Annotated in this window: 15 protein-coding genes and 1 tRNA gene; 12 read left to right on the forward strand and 4 right to left on the reverse strand. The window is 66.2% G+C overall.

Going from position 1 to position 17,136, the window contains the following annotated elements:
• Window positions 1-29: 29 nt before the first annotated feature.
• The 6 genes from CA833_RS08275 to CA833_RS08300 all read left to right on the forward strand — a co-directional run bounded on the left by CA833_RS08275 (window position 30) and on the right by CA833_RS08300 (window position 7,631).
• Window positions 30-527, forward strand: coding sequence for a chemotaxis protein CheW (locus CA833_RS08275; protein WP_207080010.1), 498 nt, complete (start codon window positions 30-32; stop codon window positions 525-527).
• 46 nt (window positions 528-573) lie between these two features.
• Window positions 574-2,541: a methyl-accepting chemotaxis protein gene (locus CA833_RS08280; protein WP_207079773.1), complete on the forward strand. Its 1,968-nt coding sequence runs from the start codon at window positions 574-576 to the stop codon at window positions 2,539-2,541.
• Window positions 2,538-3,401, forward strand: coding sequence for a protein-glutamate O-methyltransferase CheR (locus CA833_RS08285; protein WP_142636039.1), 864 nt, complete (start codon window positions 2,538-2,540; stop codon window positions 3,399-3,401). Before CA833_RS08280 ends, CA833_RS08285 begins: the two co-directional genes overlap by 4 nt.
• Window positions 3,402-3,405: 4 nt before the next feature.
• A complete protein-coding gene (locus CA833_RS08290; RefSeq protein WP_207079774.1) occupies window positions 3,406-4,485 on the forward strand; it encodes a chemotaxis response regulator protein-glutamate methylesterase in 1,080 nt (359 codons plus the stop codon).
• Window positions 4,486-4,497: 12 nt separating this feature from the next.
• Entirely contained in the window at window positions 4,498-6,618 is a 2,121-nt protein-coding gene (locus CA833_RS08295; RefSeq protein ID WP_207079775.1) for a hypothetical protein, read from the forward strand.
• 122 nt (window positions 6,619-6,740) lie between these two features.
• On the forward strand, window positions 6,741-7,631 hold the full coding sequence (locus tag CA833_RS08300; protein WP_207079776.1) for a pirin family protein: 891 nt from the start codon (window positions 6,741-6,743) through the stop codon (window positions 7,629-7,631).
• 22 nt (window positions 7,632-7,653) lie between these two features.
• On the opposite strand, the gene CA833_RS08305 is transcribed toward CA833_RS08300, so the two are convergent.
• A complete protein-coding gene (locus tag CA833_RS08305; RefSeq protein ID WP_142636031.1) occupies window positions 7,654-8,370 on the reverse strand; it encodes a YafY family protein in 717 nt (238 codons plus the stop codon).
• Window positions 8,371-8,474: 104 nt separating this feature from the next.
• Between CA833_RS08305 and CA833_RS08310 the strand changes: the two genes are divergently transcribed.
• Window positions 8,475-9,086 carry a glutathione S-transferase family protein gene (locus tag CA833_RS08310; RefSeq protein ID WP_142636029.1) on the forward strand — a complete coding sequence of 204 codons (612 nt, stop codon included), beginning with the start codon at window positions 8,475-8,477 and terminating at the stop codon, window positions 9,084-9,086.
• 114 nt (window positions 9,087-9,200) lie between these two features.
• On the opposite strand, the gene CA833_RS08315 is transcribed toward CA833_RS08310, so the two are convergent.
• On the reverse strand, window positions 9,201-10,334 hold the full coding sequence (locus CA833_RS08315; protein ID WP_207079777.1) for a helix-turn-helix transcriptional regulator: 1,134 nt from the start codon (window positions 10,332-10,334) through the stop codon (window positions 9,201-9,203).
• A 123-nt stretch (window positions 10,335-10,457) separates the two neighbouring features.
• On the opposite strand from CA833_RS08315, the gene CA833_RS08320 reads away from it, so the two are divergent.
• The 5 genes from CA833_RS08320 to CA833_RS08340 all read left to right on the forward strand — a co-directional run bounded on the left by CA833_RS08320 (window position 10,458) and on the right by CA833_RS08340 (window position 15,037).
• The gene (locus CA833_RS08320) at window positions 10,458-11,630 is read left to right on the forward strand and encodes an LLM class flavin-dependent oxidoreductase (RefSeq protein WP_242526336.1); all 1,173 of its coding nucleotides are present in this window, start codon (window positions 10,458-10,460) and stop codon (window positions 11,628-11,630) included.
• Window position 11,631: 1 nt separating this feature from the next.
• Window positions 11,632-12,795 (forward strand): sulfotransferase, encoded by a 1,164-nt coding sequence (locus CA833_RS08325; protein WP_207079778.1) that lies wholly within the window; start codon window positions 11,632-11,634, stop codon window positions 12,793-12,795.
• Window positions 12,795-13,604 (forward strand): sugar phosphate isomerase/epimerase, encoded by an 810-nt coding sequence (locus CA833_RS08330; RefSeq protein WP_207079779.1) that lies wholly within the window; start codon window positions 12,795-12,797, stop codon window positions 13,602-13,604. The genes CA833_RS08325 and CA833_RS08330 overlap by 1 nt, the downstream gene beginning before the upstream one ends.
• Window positions 13,605-13,607: 3 nt before the next feature.
• Window positions 13,608-14,843, forward strand: coding sequence for a DUF1214 domain-containing protein (locus tag CA833_RS08335; protein ID WP_207079780.1), 1,236 nt, complete (start codon window positions 13,608-13,610; stop codon window positions 14,841-14,843).
• 118 nt (window positions 14,844-14,961) lie between these two features.
• Window positions 14,962-15,037, forward strand: a tRNA-Thr gene (locus CA833_RS08340).
• A gap of 208 nt (window positions 15,038-15,245) precedes the next feature.
• Here CA833_RS08340 and CA833_RS08345 read toward each other — a convergent pair.
• On the reverse strand, window positions 15,246-15,875 hold the full coding sequence (locus CA833_RS08345; RefSeq protein WP_207079781.1) for a hypothetical protein: 630 nt from the start codon (window positions 15,873-15,875) through the stop codon (window positions 15,246-15,248).
• Window positions 15,872-16,993 carry a ParA family protein gene (locus tag CA833_RS08350; RefSeq protein ID WP_207079782.1) on the reverse strand — a complete coding sequence of 374 codons (1,122 nt, stop codon included), beginning with the start codon at window positions 16,991-16,993 and terminating at the stop codon, window positions 15,872-15,874. Before CA833_RS08350 ends, CA833_RS08345 begins: the two co-directional genes overlap by 4 nt.
• Between the last annotated feature and the right edge of the window lie 143 nt (window positions 16,994-17,136).

Consider the following 17,136-nt stretch of genomic DNA (forward strand, 5'->3'; position numbering starts at 1 on the left):
CGGAGGCGGAGACCGGAGCTGCGAGCGCGATGGGCGGCGCGACGCCCGGCGCCGAAGTGCAGGTGGTGGAGTTCGGGCTCGGCAAGGAAGTCTTTGCGGTGCCGGTGGCGCTGGTGCGCGAGATCCTCGACTACCGCCCGCCCTGCCACGTGCCCAATGGCCCGCACCATTTCCTCGGCCTCACCGACGTGCGCGGGCAGGGGGTGCCGACGGTCGACTTGCGGCTGCGGCTGGGCATGGCGCAGGCGGAGCCGACATTGGCGACGCGCATCCTCATCCTCGACGTGCCGCTGGAGCAGCGCCTGCTGACGCTGGGCGTGGTGATCGACCGGGTGCTCGACGTCAGCAGCTACGAGCGCGCCCGCATCGAGGCGGCGCCCGACATCGGCGTGCGCTGGAACTGCGACTACATCACCGGCGTGGTGCGCCGCGAGGACGGTTTTGTGGTCATGGTCGACGTCGGCCGGATCTTCACGGCCGAGGATGTTGCCGCCGTTCCCCCGTCCCTGCGCAGGGCGGCCGGATAGCCGCCGCCGTTTCCCGTTCCCGTTACCCAAGCCGAAAGGTCGCCCCATGTCGCTGAGCTGGTTTTCTCCTCCTTCTTCCCGGATCGTCCAGGCCGAGATCGCCCGGCTCGAAGCGGCGCTGGCGCGCGGCGAGATTGCCGAGCGCGCCGACTGCGATGCCTATGCGGGCGGCACGCGCGAGGTTCTTGCCTCCGTCAATCGCCTGCTGGACAGCGCCGCGCGGCCGGTCTCGGGGCTTTCGGCGGCCATCGCCACGATGTCGGCCGAGCATGATCGCGGCGACATCGACGTGGTCATCGCGGTGCAGGAGTTCGGCGGCCACTATGCGGCCATGGCCGAGGCGATCAACGCGATGGTGGCGGGGCATATCAGCGTCAAGAAGAAGGCGATGGCCTGCGTGAAGTCCTTCAGCGAAGGGGATTTCTCGGCCCCGCTGGAGGTATTCCCCGGCAAGAAGGCGTTCATCAACGATACGATCGAGACGCTGCGCGACAATCTCACCGGGCTGATCTTCGAGATGAACCACATGTCGGCCGAGCACTATCGCGGCGACATCGACGTGATTGTCCCGGTCGAGCGGTTCAAGGGCGATTTCGGGGTGGTGGCGGACGGCATCAACAAGATGGTGGCCGGCCACATCGAGGTGAAGAAAAAGGCGATGGCCTGCGTGAAGGCGTTCGGCGAAGGGGATTTCGACGCCGATCTGGAGGCGTTCCCCGGCAAGAAGGCCTTCATCAACGAGACCATCGAGACGCTGCGCGGCAACCTGCGGGCGATCACCGAGGAGATCCGCCGCCTGATCGCCGCCGCGACCGCCGGCCAGCTTGACGAGCGCGGTGACGACCGGCGCTTTGTCGGCGATTTCGGCGCGCTGGTCGCGGGCATCAACGGCATGCTCGATGCGATCCTGCTGCCGATCGAGGAAGGCAACCGGGTGCTGGGCGAAGTCAGCACCGGCAGCCTGGTCGAACAGGTCGAGATCGCCTGCCAGGGCGATCACCAGAACATGAAGAATTCGATCAATGCGCTGGTCGCCAACTTGCGCACGTTTGCGGGCAATGTCGGGGTGGCGGCGGGGCAGGTGGCGCAGGGCAGCAACCAGATGGCGACCAGTTCGCAGCAGCTGTCCGAAGGTGCCACCGAGCAGGCCGCCTCGGCCGAGGAAGCCTCCGCCTCGATGGAAGAGATGGCCGCCAACATCAAGCAGAACGCCGACAATGCCGCGCAGACCGAAAAGATCGCGCGGCAGTCCTCGAAGGATGCCGAGCTGTCGGGCGTGGCGGTGGACAAGGCGGTCGATGCCATGCGCACGATCGCCGAGAAGATCTCCATCGTCCAGGAAATCGCCCGCCAGACCGACCTGCTGGCGCTCAACGCGGCGGTCGAGGCGGCGCGTGCGGGCGAGCACGGCAAGGGCTTCGCGGTGGTCGCCTCGGAAGTGCGCAAGCTCGCCGAACGCAGCCAGAGCGCGGCGGCGGAGATCGTCGCGGTCTCCTCCGACACCGTCAAGGCGGCGGCCGAGGCGGGCGAGATGCTGGGCAAGCTGGTGCCCGACATCCGCCGCACCGCCGAACTGGTCAGCGAGATCAGCGCCGCCTGCCGCGAGCAGGACATCGGCGCGGCCCAGATCAACGAGGCGATCCAGCAGCTCGACAAGGTGACCCAGCAGAACGCGAGCGCCTCCGAACTGATTTCCTCGACCTCCGAGGCGCTTGCCTCGCAGGCCGAGGAACTGCAGCAGTCGATCACCTTTTTCCGCCTTGCCGACGAGGACGGCGCCCGCATCGCAGCCCCGCGCAGCCCCGCGCCGGCCGCCCCGGCGCGCCGCGCGGCCCATGGCGGCGGGGCGGCCAAGGTGACGACCAAGGACGGCGGCAAGCGCGTGACTGCCGCCCCCCGCAAGCCCCGCCCCGGATCGGTCGCCCACCAGCAGGAGCGGGTGCGCGGCTTTGCGCTCGATCTCACGTCCGGGGGGGCGGATGACGAGGATGGCGACTTCGGCCGCGCGGCATGAGCGAGCTGGCGTCCGTCTTTTTCGAACCGCCGGACTGTCCCGACCGGATCGATCCCGCCCAGTTCGAGGCGCTTGCCGCGCTCATCCATGCCGAGGCGGGGATCAACCTGCAGTCCTCCAAGCAGACGATGCTGGAAGGCCGGCTGCGCCGCCGCGCGCGCAGCACCGGCCATGCCAGCCTCAGGGATTACTGCGCCTTTATCCTCGACCCCGCCGTCGGCCCCCATGAACTGGAGCACCTCATCAATGCGGTGACCACCAACAAGACCGACTTCTTCCGGGAGCCGCGCCATTTCGATTTCCTCGTCGACAGCGTGCTGCCCGCCTATCTGGAGGAAGGGCGCCGGACGATCCGCTGCTGGAGCGCGGCCTGCTCGATCGGTGCCGAGCCTTATACCCTGGCGATGCTGCTCGACGAATTTTCCGAGCGGCGCGGCGGGCCGGACTACCGGATCGTGGCGACCGACCTCGACACCGACGTGCTGGCGGCCGCGATCCGGGGCGTCTATCCGCGCGAGATGGTGGAGCCGGTGCCGCTCCATTTGCGCCGCCGCTATGTGCTGGAGCCCAGGGACCCGGAGCGCGGCGAAGTGCGCATCGCGGCCGAGCTGCGCCGCAAGATCGGCTTCGGCCGCCTCAACCTGATCGACCGGCTCTATCCGCTGGGCGAGCCGTTCGACGTGATATTCTGCCGCAACGTGCTGATCTATTTCGACAAGCCCACCCAGGAGGCGGTCGTCACCCGGCTCTGCGACCAGCTCCAGCCGGGCGGCTACCTGTTCCTCGGTCATTCGGAATCGATCAGCGGTTTCCGCCATTGCCTGGAGCCGGTCGGCGGCACTGTCTTCCAGAGGAAATAGACCCATGGGCGCCCACAAGACCCGCGTGCTGATTGTCGATGACAGCGCCACCGTGCGCCAGACCATGAAGGCGATCCTCGAGGAGGACCCCGGGATCGAGGTGATCGCCACCGCCGCCGATCCCTTTGCCGCCGCCCGCTGCATCCAGAGCGAGGTGCCCGACGTCATCACCCTCGACGTCGAGATGCCGCGGATGGACGGCATCACCTTCCTGCGCAAGCTGATGAGCCAGTGCCCGGTGCCGGTGGTCATGTGTTCCTCGCTCACCGAGGAAGGTTCCGAGACGCTCATGCAGGCGCTGGAGGCGGGGGCGGTCGACGTCATCCTCAAGCCGCGCATGGGGGTGGCCGATCATCTCAACGAGGCGCGCGACATGATCCGCGAGGTGGTGAAGGGCGCCGCCCGTGCGCGGGTGCAGGGGCGCCGCCCGGCGGTCCGCCCGCTCGAACCGCAGGCCAAGCTGACCGCCGACGCGGTGCTGCCGCCGCCCAGCGGCCGGGCGATGAGCCGCACGACCGAGATGGTGGTCTGCATCGGCGCCTCGACCGGCGGCACCGAGGCACTGCGCGAAGTGCTCGAGGTGCTGCCCGCCAATGCCCCGGGCATCGTCATCGTCCAGCACATGCCCGAGCATTTCACCCGCGCCTTTGCCCGCAGGCTCGACAGCCTGTGCGAAGTGAGCGTGAAGGAGGCCGAGGATGGCGATACCGTCATGCGCGGCCATGTGCTGATCGCGCCGGGGGGCAAGCACACGATGCTGGAGCGGCAGGGCGCGCGCTATCTGGTCTCGGTGCGCGACGGGCCGCTGGTCTCCCGCCATCGGCCCTCGGTCGACGTGCTGTTCCGCTCGGCGGCGCGTTCGGCGGGCGCCAATGCGGTGGGCGTGATCATGACCGGCATGGGCGACGACGGCGCGCGCGGTCTGCTCGAGATGAAGGAGGCAGGCGCCCGCACGATCGCCCAGGACGAGGCCAGCTCGATCGTCTTCGGCATGCCCAAGGAGGCGATCGCGCGGGGCGCTGCGGACCGGGTGGTGACGCTGGGCGGGATCGCCCGCGAGATGCTGCACGCGGCGGAACGCTGAGGGATGGAGGCCATGCCCGCCGCCGCGTTCGAACGGGCAGGCCCGGAGCTGGAGCCGGATTCGGACCCGGCCCCGGATTCGGACCCGGATTCGGCCCCGGATTCAGGCTGCGATCCGCCCGGTGATCCTGCCGTGGGCGGCACCGGCGAGGCAGCGGCAGCTGGAACCGGCGACCGGAGCGACCATTGGGCCGACCATTGGGCCGACGATCCCCACGACGAACTGGCGGCAGCGCCGCAGGACGCGCCATCAGATCATCGGGCAGATGATCCGGCAGATCATCGGCCCGATGATCCGGCCGATGAGACCGCCCGTGAACTGGCCGGGGATCCGCAGCTGGTCGAGGCGGGCGGACGGCTGGCGGGCATCGCCCGCGATCTCGATGCGCGATTCAACGAGACGAGCGAGTGCCTTTGCGCCGCGGTCGATGCCATCGAGCGGATCGTTGCCGCGCTGCAGGCCGTTGCCGGCATGTTCGAGCAGGGCGAGGCGGCCGGCGCGGTGAACGATCTGACCGAGGCGGCGCAGCGGCTTTCGGGCGTTTCCGCCCAGGCCGCCCGGCGCGGCGGCGAGGCCGATGCGATCCGCCAGGCCTCGCGCCACCTGGCGCGCAGCGTCAGCGAAGTGCAGCGCGCGCTCAGGGTGCTCCAGATCTACGGCATGAACGTCAAGATCGCCGCTTCCGGCGCCGAGGCCTTTGTCGACTTTGCCAACCGCATGGGCGAGAAGCTCAAGATCGGCGAGGAGGAGGCCAAGGGGTTTGCGGCAAGGCTGGCGGATCTTGCCAGCAGCATGGATTGCATGCTGCACAACGACGCGCTGCTCGAGGCGGAGTGCCGCAAGGTCCTGCCGCAAGTGCCCGACCGGCTGATCGGCGATGCCGAGGCGCTGCGCGGCCATCAGGCCGGGCTGGTGCGACTGGCGCAGGCGACCGGCACGCTGGCGCGCTCGATCCAGGGGGAACTCGGCGCCGCGCTGGGCGCGATCCAGGTCGGCGACCGGGCGCGCCAGCGGCTCGAACACGTGGTGACGGGGGCCCGGTTGCTGGAGGCGGCGCAGGCCGCGGGCACGCTGCCCGGCGCGGGCGCGCGGCAGCATGTCCGGCGGCTGCTCGCGGCGCTGGCGCTGGAAGCCTCGGATGAATACCGGCGCGATGCGGCGGCGCTGGCACTGGCGCTCCACGCGCTGCGCAAGGATGCCGAGGGCCTGATCGCGCTGCGGGCGTCAAGCGCGGGCGAGGGCGGCGACGGCGCGGTGTTCCTTCACCGGCTGGAACAGGGCATTGCCGATGCGGCGGGCATGGTCGACCAGCTGCAGCGCGCCGACGCGCAGGCCGAAGCCACGCTGGAGGTCATCGCGCTTACCGTCAGCGACGTCACCGCGCGGGTGAAGACGATCCGCGAACTCAGCCTCGACGTGCGGCAGATGGCGATCAACATCGGCCTGCGATGCCGCAAGGTCGAAGTCATCGGCCGCCCGGTCAATGTCATAGCTGCCGAGATCCGCAGCCAGTCGGACCAGTTCGATGCGGTGATCCGCGAGATCGACCGGGCCGAAGGCATGCTGGGCGAAGTCTCGGTGCGCATGCGCATGCAGGCCGAGGGAGAGGTCGGTGGCGGCCTCGGGCTGACCCGCTCGCTGGCGGCGATCCATGACTGCGCCGACCGCACCGAGACGGCGATGACCGACATCGGCCGCCGCTCGCACGGGGTGACCGGCATGCTCGAGCGCGCTTCGGCACTGCTCGACGAGGCGATCGCGATCGGCGAGACGATCGGCGATGCCGTCATGCAACTGGCGCCTTGCGGCGGCGAAAATGGCGTGTCGCCTTGGGGTGACGGGGATGGCGTGTCGCCTTGCGGCGACGGGGTTGGCGACGGGGATGGCGGGGCGGCGCCGGGTGAGGAGGCGGCGCTCCGCGAGCTGCTCATCGCCATCGGTCGCAGCTACACGATGGCCGACGAACGTCTTGTCCACGACGGCTTCCTGCTTCCGGGGATGACGCCGCTCGCCGCGCCGGTTGGCGCTACGGCTCTCCCAGGGGCCGGATCCGACAACGGCGGATCTTGCGATGATGGCCTCTTCGACGACGGGCTTTTCGACGACGGGCTTTTCGACGACGGCCTTTTCTGAACCGAGGTCCCGGAAAAACGCACTTGCCATCCCGGCCTTGCGGGGCGACATCGCGGGGTGACCGCCGTGCCGGCGCGGCCTTTCCCCCTCCCCGTCCCCCGTGCCGCCAACAAGGAACCTCGATGCCCAGCCGCTCCCTCGCCGGGATCCACCCCGCTTTGCGCGACGATATCGCCGACCTCGTTACCCGCAGGCCGGTGCCGGGGCCGGGACTCGATCAGGTCGATCCCTTCCTGTTCCTCAACCACCACGGCCCGCAGACCTATCCGCCGGGCAACAACGGCCTGCCGTTCGGCCCGCATCCCCATCGCGGTTTCGAGACGGTGACGTTCATTCTCGAGGGAAGCCTTGCCCATTACGACAGCGGCGGCCACGAGAACGTGATCGAGGCGGGCGGCGTGCAGTGGATGACCGCAGGCTCCGGCCTGATCCATGCCGAAGTCTCGCCGCCCGCGTTCAAGCAGGCGGGCGGGGGGCTGGAAATCCTCCAGCTCTGGGTCAATCTGCCCGCTGCTCTCAAGATGACGGCGCCGCGCTACACCGGTGTCCAGGCCGATGCCATTCCCGCGATCCCGGTGGCGGACGGACAGGGCACGCTGAACCTCATCGCCGGCACGTTTGCGGGTGTGACCGGGCCGATCCCGTCGCTGACCGGGGTGTTCATGTCGACCCTGCGGCTCTCGGCCGGCGCGCGGATCGACCTGCCCGCCCCGCAAGGACGCAGCGTGTTTCTCTATGTCGTGTCCGGACACCCCACAGTCGGCGGCGCGGACGTGGCGGCGTGGCATCTGGCCACCATGGCGGCGGACGGCGACCATGTCGCGCTGGCGGTCCCGCAGGACGCCGGGGAGGATGCGGTGCTGCTGTTCGGCCATGCCGATCCGATCGGCGAGCCGGTGGTTGCCCACGGGCCCTTCGTGATGAACACCCGCGAGGAAATCGGCGAGGCCATCCGCGATTACCAGGCGGGCAAGTTCAACGGTACCGGGCCGCTGCCGGCGGTCGGGCAATAGCGGGCCGCTCTGGCGGGGCCGGTCACGCGGCACTCTCGCGGGCACGGCGTTTTTCCATGTCCCGCCGCCAGCGCTGGCGGAGCGCGGCGGGGCGCAGGTCGTAACGCTCCTCGACGAACGTGGCTGCCAGGATCCGGTCGGTGCGGAAATGGCGGAAGTCCTGCCGCAGCTCGCACCATGCCGCGAGCATGCGGGTATCCTCGAGAAATCCGAGGATGATCGGCCAGACCGTCCGCACCGTGCGGTCCCCGTGCTGGTCGAGATAGGCGATCTCGATCTTGCGGCCATCCCTGATCCAGACCCGCGTGCGGGCCAGGTCGATGCGATCGGCGGCGGGGGCGGCTGCCGGTGCGGCGGCGGGCCGGGTCCCGGTGGCGGGATGGGCGATGATCGGCCGGAGCCGTTCGGGCACGACACGCGTGATCTTGGCAATCAGGTCGCGCGCCGCGTTGGCCAGCACCGGATCGCCGCGTCCCGCGACCCATTGCGCGCCGAGCACCGCGGCCTCGATCTCGTCCGGCGTCAGCATCAGGGGCGGCATGTCGAAGGAATCGTCGAGGATGTAGCCCAGGCCCGCCTCGCCCTGCACGGGCACCCGCTGCGCGATCAGGTCGGCCACGTCGCGATAGACGGTGCGCGGGGACACTTCCAGTTCCCGTGCCATTTCGGCCGCCGTCACCGGGCGGGACGAGCGGCGCAAGATCTGGATCAACTGGAACAATCTGTCTGCCCGGCGCATGGTCTGGTCTCCTGCTGACAGAATGCTGTCAGCAGGGGCTCGGTACAAGGGCCATGCTTCGCGGCGAAGGCCTGCGGGGCAAATGTCCACCGAGGAGATGTCCCATGATCACCCTGTTCCACGCCCCGCAATCACGCTCGTCCCGTATCATCTGGCTGCTGGAGGAACTGGGGGTTTCCTACGAGATCCGGCCGGTCTCAATCTTCCGCCCGATGACCGGCGAGGGCCAGCCCGATCCGGCGAACCCGCATCCCGACAAACGCGTGCCGGTCCTCCTTCATGGCGAGGCGCTGATCCCGGAATCGGTCGCGATCGTTCTCTATCTGGCCGATGCCTTCCCGCTGGCGGGTTTGGCCCCGGCACCGGGCGATGCGCGCCGCGGGGCCTATCTCGGCTGGATCGGCTGGTATGCGACCGAACTGGAGCAGGCGCTGTTCGCGGGACTGTCCGGCACCCTGGCAGGCTCGCCCCGGCAGCAGCGCGATCATGACGCGGTGGTGGCAAGGCTGCGCGGCGTGCTGGCGCAGGGGCCTTACGTGATGGGGCACGATTTCACGGCGGCGGACCTGCTGATCAGCAGCGCCCTGGGCTTCGGCCGCCGTGCCTTCCCGGCGGATGATGCGCTGGATGCCTATATCGAGCGCTGCCGCAGCCGCCCGGCGGCCGTTCGCGCCCTGGCGCTGGACCATCAATCGGGCTTGCAGCGCGCGGCCTGAGCAGGCAGCGGCCTGTTCTCCCACCGCCGCGTCCATCCTGAGGGGAGGGCGGTTGCCCATCCCCTCTTCCCGTCACGCGGTCTCACGCCGCCTGGTCATGCGCAATCGGCCCGATCAGGCCATCGCCAGCACGCTGCGGTGGATGAACCGCACGAGATCGGCCGCGCCGCGCGCGCCGGTCTTTGCATAGATCCGTTTCGAATAGGTCCGCGCCGATTCGACGGTGAGGCCGATGTCCGGGGCCGCCTCGGCGATCGTCGCGCCGCGGCTGAGGGCGAGGGCGAGACGGGCCTCGCTGCGGGTGAGATCGAAGAGCTGGGCCAGTTGTTCGCAGCGGTCCGCCGACGACCAGTGATCGGCATGAAGGTAACAGAGCACCGCCGGGGTCGCCCGCGTCGCGCCCATCCGCCCGCCCGAAGGCACCAGCAGCAGGTCGAGCCAGGGGTCGCGGCGGATGACCAGCGCGCGCGGGCGGGCCTGCGGCTGCTCGGCCAGTTCGCGGATCGCCGCGTGGAGCTGACGGCGCAATTGCGGGTCGCGCGCGGTGAGGCGGCCATCGCGGCCTTGTACGGATAGCCCCGCTGCCGCCAGCAGGTCGGCGCCGATCGCATCGCCGTCGCAGACACGGCCTGCCGCATCGAGCGTCAGCCAGCCGAAGTTCATGCGCCGCACTGCCTCGCGCGTGATGTCGGCGGTCAGTCGCTCGCGCTCGAGCGCAACCAGCGCGGCCAGCGCGGCGCGCAAGTGCGGGGCGAGATCCTCCAGCAGGCGATCGGCTCCGGCGGCAAAGTCCGCCTCGCGCCGGGTCACGGTGATCCAGCCGCTGACCCCGCCCGGTTCGGCGCAGCGGATCATCCGCAAGTGGTTCATGCCCGAAGGCGCCAGCAGTTCGCGAAAGTAGCTGGCTCCGTGCGGCGCGGTCACGGGGGCGGCCAGCAGGTCGGCAAGCGCATGGCAGCGCCCTTCGGCCATCGCGTGGTAGGGCACCGGGTCGCGCAAGTAGAAGTTCTCGCGGTAGTGGCGCGATACCTCCGGCGGCGAGGGGACTCCGACATAGAGGTGGATCACCCGCGCCTCGGGCGTTCCGAGCGGCAGGGGCCGGAACACCAGGCTGGCATAATCGGCCCCCAACCGCGCGCGCAGCGCCTCGAGGAACCCCTGCCAGGGCGGCTGCTCGACCAGCCCCGCGATCAGCGGCGGCAACAGTTGCGCGGCATCCTTGTCCTGCAGTATCGTCGTGATCCCCAAATGGGAATTTTCCGGAGCCGAGGGCTAGCCCACAAGCACGGCGGGAAAAATGCACCGCAGCGAACCATCACCCCGGCGGTACGGGCCAGCGGCGCCCGGATGCCGCACGGAGAGGAACACGCGATGACCAGGCCGCAAACCTCGATGGTGCCGTCTATGAGTTTACGACCCAAGGCCGGCACAGTGCAGCCCGCCGCCTTCCTGCGCACCACCCTGCCGCTCGGCATCGACATGGCGCAGGACTACGATTCGGGGCGCTATCACTCGATCTGGCTGCCCGATCACATGGTCAGCTTCTGGCCCGATTCGATCTGGACGCCGGAGTTCACCGATCTCGCCAAGGCATCGCCCAGCCCGCACCGCCATCTCGACGGACTGGCGGTGGCGGCGGCGACGGCGGTGCTGACGAAAAACACCCCGCTGGCGACCACCGTGGTCGATACCGTGCGCCGCCATCCCTCGCTGCTGGCGCAGACGGCGCTGACCATCAGCCACCTGTCGAAAGGCCGCTTCATTCTCGGTCTCGGCTCGGGGGAACTGGAAAACACGGTTCCTTACGGCTTCGATTTCGACAAGCCGGTGGGGCGGCTGGAAGAGGCCATCAAGGTCATCAAGCTGCTGTGGCATGCGGACGGCCCGGTCGATTTCGAAGGACAGTTCTTCCACCTCCATCACGCGCGCATGGACACCGAGTTCCACGAGGGCAAGCCGCCGCCGATCTGGCTGGGCGCGGCGGGCCCGCGCATGCTCGCCATCACCGGGCGCGAGGCGGATGGCTGGTGGCCGGCGGGTTCGTGGACCGCGGAAGACTATGCGGCAAAACTCAAGGTCATCCTCGATGCGGGCGACGCCGCCGGGCGCGACATGAGCCACTTCACTCCCGCGCTCACCCAGATGTGCCTGATCGGCGAGCCCGACGAGATCGACGAAATGCTGCGCGCGCCGATGGTGAAGTCGATCATCCTGATGATGACCGCCAGGGACCTCGCCCAGTTCGGTTACGAGCATCCGATGGGCCCGGACTGGCGCGGCATCATGGACTTCGATCCGGTGCGCCTCAGCCGCGAGAGGATGCTGAAATTCTGCGACGAGATGGACCCGCAGGCGATCCGCGACGTGCTGCCCGTGGGCACGCCGAAGGAGGTCGCGCGCAAGCTCAAGGGCTTCGCCGACGCCGGGATGCGTGTCTACAAGCTGATGGAATACGGCGCGATGGGCGGCATGAAGTTCTCCGCCAGCAGCGCCGCCAAGGTCCGCGCGACCGAGGACGAAATCACCCGTCTGGTGGAGGGCTGACATGGCCGGTCTCGATGCGCAGCAATTGCTGGCACAAGCGCAGCAAATCACCGGCCTTTCCGACTGGGCGGATGACGGTTTTCCGGACCGCTTCGCCCTCGCGGCGGCGCACATCAACACCGTCGCCATGGACGCGGCAGGCCGCGCGGCGGCGGCGGACAACCTGCTCTGGCTGCTGACCGATCGCCTGCGCTTCTTCGAGGATCGCAAGCGCTTCGCGCTGGCCGATGAAGCGATCGAGCGCCCGATGTTTGTCAGCGGCGAACCCCGCTCGGGCACGACGCTGATGCATGCGCTGCTCGCGGCCGATCCCGGAGCGCGGGCGCTGCGGTTCTGGGAGGTCATGCATCCCTCGCCGCCGCCGGGGACGGTGGAAACCCCTGATCCCCGCATCGCCGCCGCCGATGCCGAATGGCGCGAGATCAACGCGAAAATGCCGCGCTGGCTGCATTGCCACCCCTACAACGACATGCTCGGCAACGGTCTGCCGGAGGACGAACGCACCTGGGCCTTCGACTTCCGGGTGATGACACCCACGGCATGGTGGCGCGTGCCGATGCAGACCCTCTCCTTCGGCCTGCCCACCGATCCGCCCGCGCAGTACCGCATCCACAAGGCCATGCTGCAGGCGTTGCAATACCGGCGCCCCAGCCGCCACTGGGTGCTGAAGGGCTTCCACACCACGCGGCTGGGAGCCTTCTTCGATACCTATCCCGATGCCTCGCTGGTGTGGCTGCACCGCGATCCGGTGATGGTTGCGGCCAGTTCGACGATGATGATGGCGGACATCATGGACGGCATTGTCGGCAGGATCGATCTGGTGAAGGAAGCCCGCGCCCATCTCGAACGCGTGCGCTGGTCGATCGGCCAGACCATGGCCCATCCGCTGGCGAACGACCCGCGCATCCACCACGTTCGCTACCGCGACTTCGTGGCCGATCCGATCGGCGTGATTCGCGATTACTACGCTTTCGCCCGGCGCCCCTTGACGCCCGCGGCCGAGGCGGCGATGCGGCGTTACCTCGCCGAGAACAAGGGCGACCGCCACGGCACGTTTCATTACTCGGCCCAGGTGCTGGTCGATGCCGGCTACGACATCGATGCGCTCAACGCGGAGTTCGCGCCGTTTCGCGCGCGTTACGGCGTCGAGATCGAACAGCGCTGATGCACCCGCGCGTCAGCCTTCACCAGGTGGCCATGATGGAGCGGGAGACCGGGGCCTTTCTCGAATTCTGCGGCGCGCTGGGGGTTCGGCATGCCACTCTCGTGTCCCCGCTCCTGCTGCAGGAAAACGCGTTCCATGCTGCACGCGAGGCGGTGCAGCATGGAGCTGTCCGGATCGGCTGCATCAACCACCCCTTTGCTCTCCATCCCGACCTTGAGCGCGACAGCGGCACTGCCGCGCAGGGGCTCCTCCGCGTGATCGACATGGCCGCCGCGCTCGGCGCGCCGTCCATCTACCTCATCACCGGCGGACGCGGTGCGCTGTCGTGGGAGCAGGCGGCAACCCGCTTTGAGGGCCTCCTCGCTCCGTGCCGCGAACATGCCGCGAGGCAGGGTATCGCCTTGCTGGTAGAGAACGCCTCGCCGCTCCTGGTGGACATCCACATCGCCCACAGCCTGCCCGATACGCTGCGACTGGCACGGCGCGCGCAGATAGGCCTCTGCATCGATCTCCACGCCTGCTGGATGGAAGCGGACCTCGATGCAAAGCTGGCCGAGGCCCTCCCTCTTGCCGGCCTCATACAGGTGAGCGACCATATCCCCGGCGACCGCGGCACGCCCTGCCGCGCGGTTCCCGGCGACGGCGCCGTGCCGCTGGAGACGATCCTGCGCGGCGTGCTGGACCTGGGCTATACCGGCCTGCTCGATCTCGAACTGCTCGGCCCGCGCATCGAGGCCGAGGGCGCGCCAGCCGCCTGCACCCGCGCCGCCCACACCCTTTCCGATCTCCTCACCAGGCTGGGAGCCTGACGCATGGCCTATGGCGACGGACCCGACGATGCCGCTCTCCAGGCCGCGTGGGACAGCTTCTGCAACCGGTTGCGGCAGGCGGGCATGTCCGCCTTCAAGGACGCCAATCCGGCCAACCCGCTCCAGCGGGCCGATGCCTTCCGGTTCCTGACGCAAAACCTCGGGCAAGCCTTCGACCTTGCCCTCGAAACGCGCGATCCGGCTTTTCCCCAGATCCACCGGTTCACCACGCCGACCATGAAGCTGGGCGGCGATCTGGCCGACTTTACTTACCGGCAGGCATGGATTTGCGGCGATCACGTCTACCGTCTCAGCGGCAAGCGGGGCACCGCCCGCTGGCTCAACGTGACGGTGCAAGGCCCGCGTCCGGACAGGATCCCCGGGACCCCGTGGCCCAGCCTTCACGAACCCTTCGGGGGCATTCCCGAGGCCAATCTGTTCGGCCATCAGATCGAAGCCGATGCCGACGGCGGCTTCGAAGTGATCGTCGGCGGGGCGCCGCGGGAGAAGAACTGGCTCCCCACCACACCGGGCACGCGCAAGCTGTTCATCCGTGAAGCCTTCGACGCCTGGGACGAGACACCGACCACGTTCACCATCGAGCGGCTCGGCATGACGATGGTGCGCCCCCTTCCGACGCCTGCCCGGATGATCGAGGCGACGGACTGGGCGGGCGATTTTGTCACCGGCCTGATGCGCGACTGGCCCGAGCACGCGTGGCTTACCTCGCGCGGGGTCTGCGATCCGGCCTGCCTCAACATGTTCCCGGCGGACAAAGTCGCCAACGACGCCAGCGACGCCAAACGCGGGCGTATGGCCGCACACATGGTCTGGCACCTCGAACCGGACGAGGCGCTGATCGTCGAGATGGACTGGCATTCCGGTTTCTGGCTGTTCGGCATGGGCGGGGCGATGATGGGTTCGATGGATTATCTCTATCGCCAGGTCAGCTTCACCCCCGCCCGTACGAAAGTGGATGAAGACGGCGTAGTCCGCCTGATTCTCGCCCACCAGGACCCCGGCCTCTACAACTGGCTGGATACGCAGGGCTTCTCCGACGGCAACCTGACCTACCGTAACCTGATGAGCCAGGCGGGCGCGATTTTCCGCACGCACCTGGTGAAGGCTGTCGATCTGCCCGACCACTTGCCCGAGGTGACCGCGAAAGTCACTCCGGACGAGCGCGCCGCCCTGCTGCTGGAGCGGTATCGCGCCATCAAACTCCGCTTTGGCCTGTGACCGACAAAAATCGCAAAAAGTTCATCGCCCGTGAGTGCAAAGCCCCTTGCGCGATCTCCGCGCGCTCGGTAAAGGCGCCCCCTGTCGATCGCCCGGCTCACCGGTGCGCATCAGATATGCCGCTTTAGCTCAGTTGGTAGAGCACATCATTCGTAATGATGGGGTCACGTGTTCGAGTCACGTAAGCGGCACCACCTTCCTTAAGGCACTTCCACCCATACATCGGCGGTTTCCCACGGGAAGGGCTTTCCAGCTTGGGGAGCGCTTGGGTCAAGGCTGGGGCGTCTTTGGGCCGGTTGCGAGGGCGGCCCCATGCCAGACCCGGATTGAGATTGACTACGCTCTAACCCACCTTTTACAGCGATCTGGCGGCAGCACATTCGCAAAGGCAGATCATCGCAATCAGGGGGTCAATTGAGCTTCTGTTTCGAGATCAATGCAAGCTGCGACATCCCTCACAAACTCAATCACGCGTACAGCATCCGAGCGGTTGACCGGATTAGGGCCTTCTGCACCGGGTGGTGTGTCAACAGAATGGGCGATCAAGTCCCTACGGTCACCAATTAGCGTGAGTTCATCCCTTATATCCTCTTCCGTACGGTTTTCGTATCTACCTGTTGCCTTCAGCCTAATTAAAATTCTTGCCCATTTTTCTTTCGGAGGGCAGGTCCATATAAAACTAAGCGCCTCTGAAATTTTGTCGGGCTTGTAGAAAGACTTGTATTGTACCGAAGCATAAATGCGCTCTTTATAGTACAAAAGTAGCTCTGTTGGAGAGAGGCTATGAGCATCTATGACGCTATGCAGTGGCAATTGAATTTGCCGGAGATTAGTCGTCAGCAGTGGAGGAGTGCGGTCGATAAGTCGTAGCCCCGCTTCTGATATTATTTCGGTCATAAATAGATCGAAAGATGATACACATACAATCCAGATATGGCGTAACGCGAAAGCATTGCTGGTCGCATCAAACGTATCCAAACATAGCTGGGCTTCTTCGACATGATTGTCAAATCGCGATTTGGCCTCGGTCATGAGCTAGTGATAATCTCAATCTTCTCACAGATAGCAGCGAATATACTATCAAATATTGATACATTTTCTTCAACGCTATTTTTTACGTTGCCACGTAAATCTGCTGCTCGAAGATCGTCGTCATTTATGCTGAAGACAGGTTTTCCAAATTCAGCAGCAATATGACTAACTTGGCCAAAGTCAGGGATGCGCGCTAAGGCATATAGGCGGCGCTTTGCGGGATCTGCTGCTGCTTCGGGGACCAGCACGTCGGCTGCTGCTCCATATGCTGCCTCAGGAAAGAGGCAGCCAGACATTCGCAAAGCCGGTACTAGTTCATTTTCAATTCTGTCATCGATCTCGCTTATGCGTTCGTGATATCGGCCTGCAGCTTTGCTCTTGTGCCTATTGAATCGCGAGTGCAGCGCGCCAAGAAATTTGGTTGTACCTGTTGGGAGAGGGTAGGTGGCGTCGGCGAACGCTCCACCAAATTGCTCTTGCCATTTCACCCAGCGATCGATTTCCAGCCCCAATGTCTTTAGCGACATAAGAGAGAATGGATCAGGGTTAGTCGGAACTACAAACGCATTGCTGATCATGAAAAAGTTTTGATTTAATGCACCAAGGCCAGGATTAATGTCTATGATGCTAAAATCAATATTATGTCGCTCTTCTGCCAAAGTAATTAGGCGATTAATTGCGCCAGGAAGATTTTTCGTAACAGAAAGGGTGCCTCGTGTCTCTTGGGCGAGACTAATTTGTCCTTCGAGAGATGAGAGGTCAGGGTGACCTGGAAGAACAAATATATTTTCTCCATTTTCCGCTACCGGACAATCAAATGCTTCAATTGGTGAGGGGCGACCTTCAAAAATTGGGCGAATTGCGTCATAGATATTATTTAGGTGAGTAGGTGAATTCTCATCATAATAATCTTCAAAATTGTCGCCGAGTGCGCGTGCTGAGAGATTAACCTGAGAGTCGCCGTCAACAAGAAGAACTCGATGCCCTCTCTGAGTGAGCTTCCATCCGATATTGTATGCGGAGGTAGTCTTTCCGACACCTCCCTTGTGATTGAACAGCAGAATTCGGATTGACATCAGCATCTCACATTTGGGGCAGCCGTAGACAGGCTTCAGCACATACGCTCCCCTCATCATATTGCCCCTCACTCAAGGGGCAAGAGCTTTGAAGATCCGGCCTTACGCAACATTGGATTGCCTGTGGTCGATCCCACGATCAGCGTTCTGACCAAGCGGTGTACGGAACAAAACGAGGAAACGAG

It is taken from the genome of Novosphingobium sp. KA1 (assembly GCF_017309955.1).
GTDB lineage: Bacteria > Pseudomonadota > Alphaproteobacteria > Sphingomonadales > Sphingomonadaceae > Novosphingobium.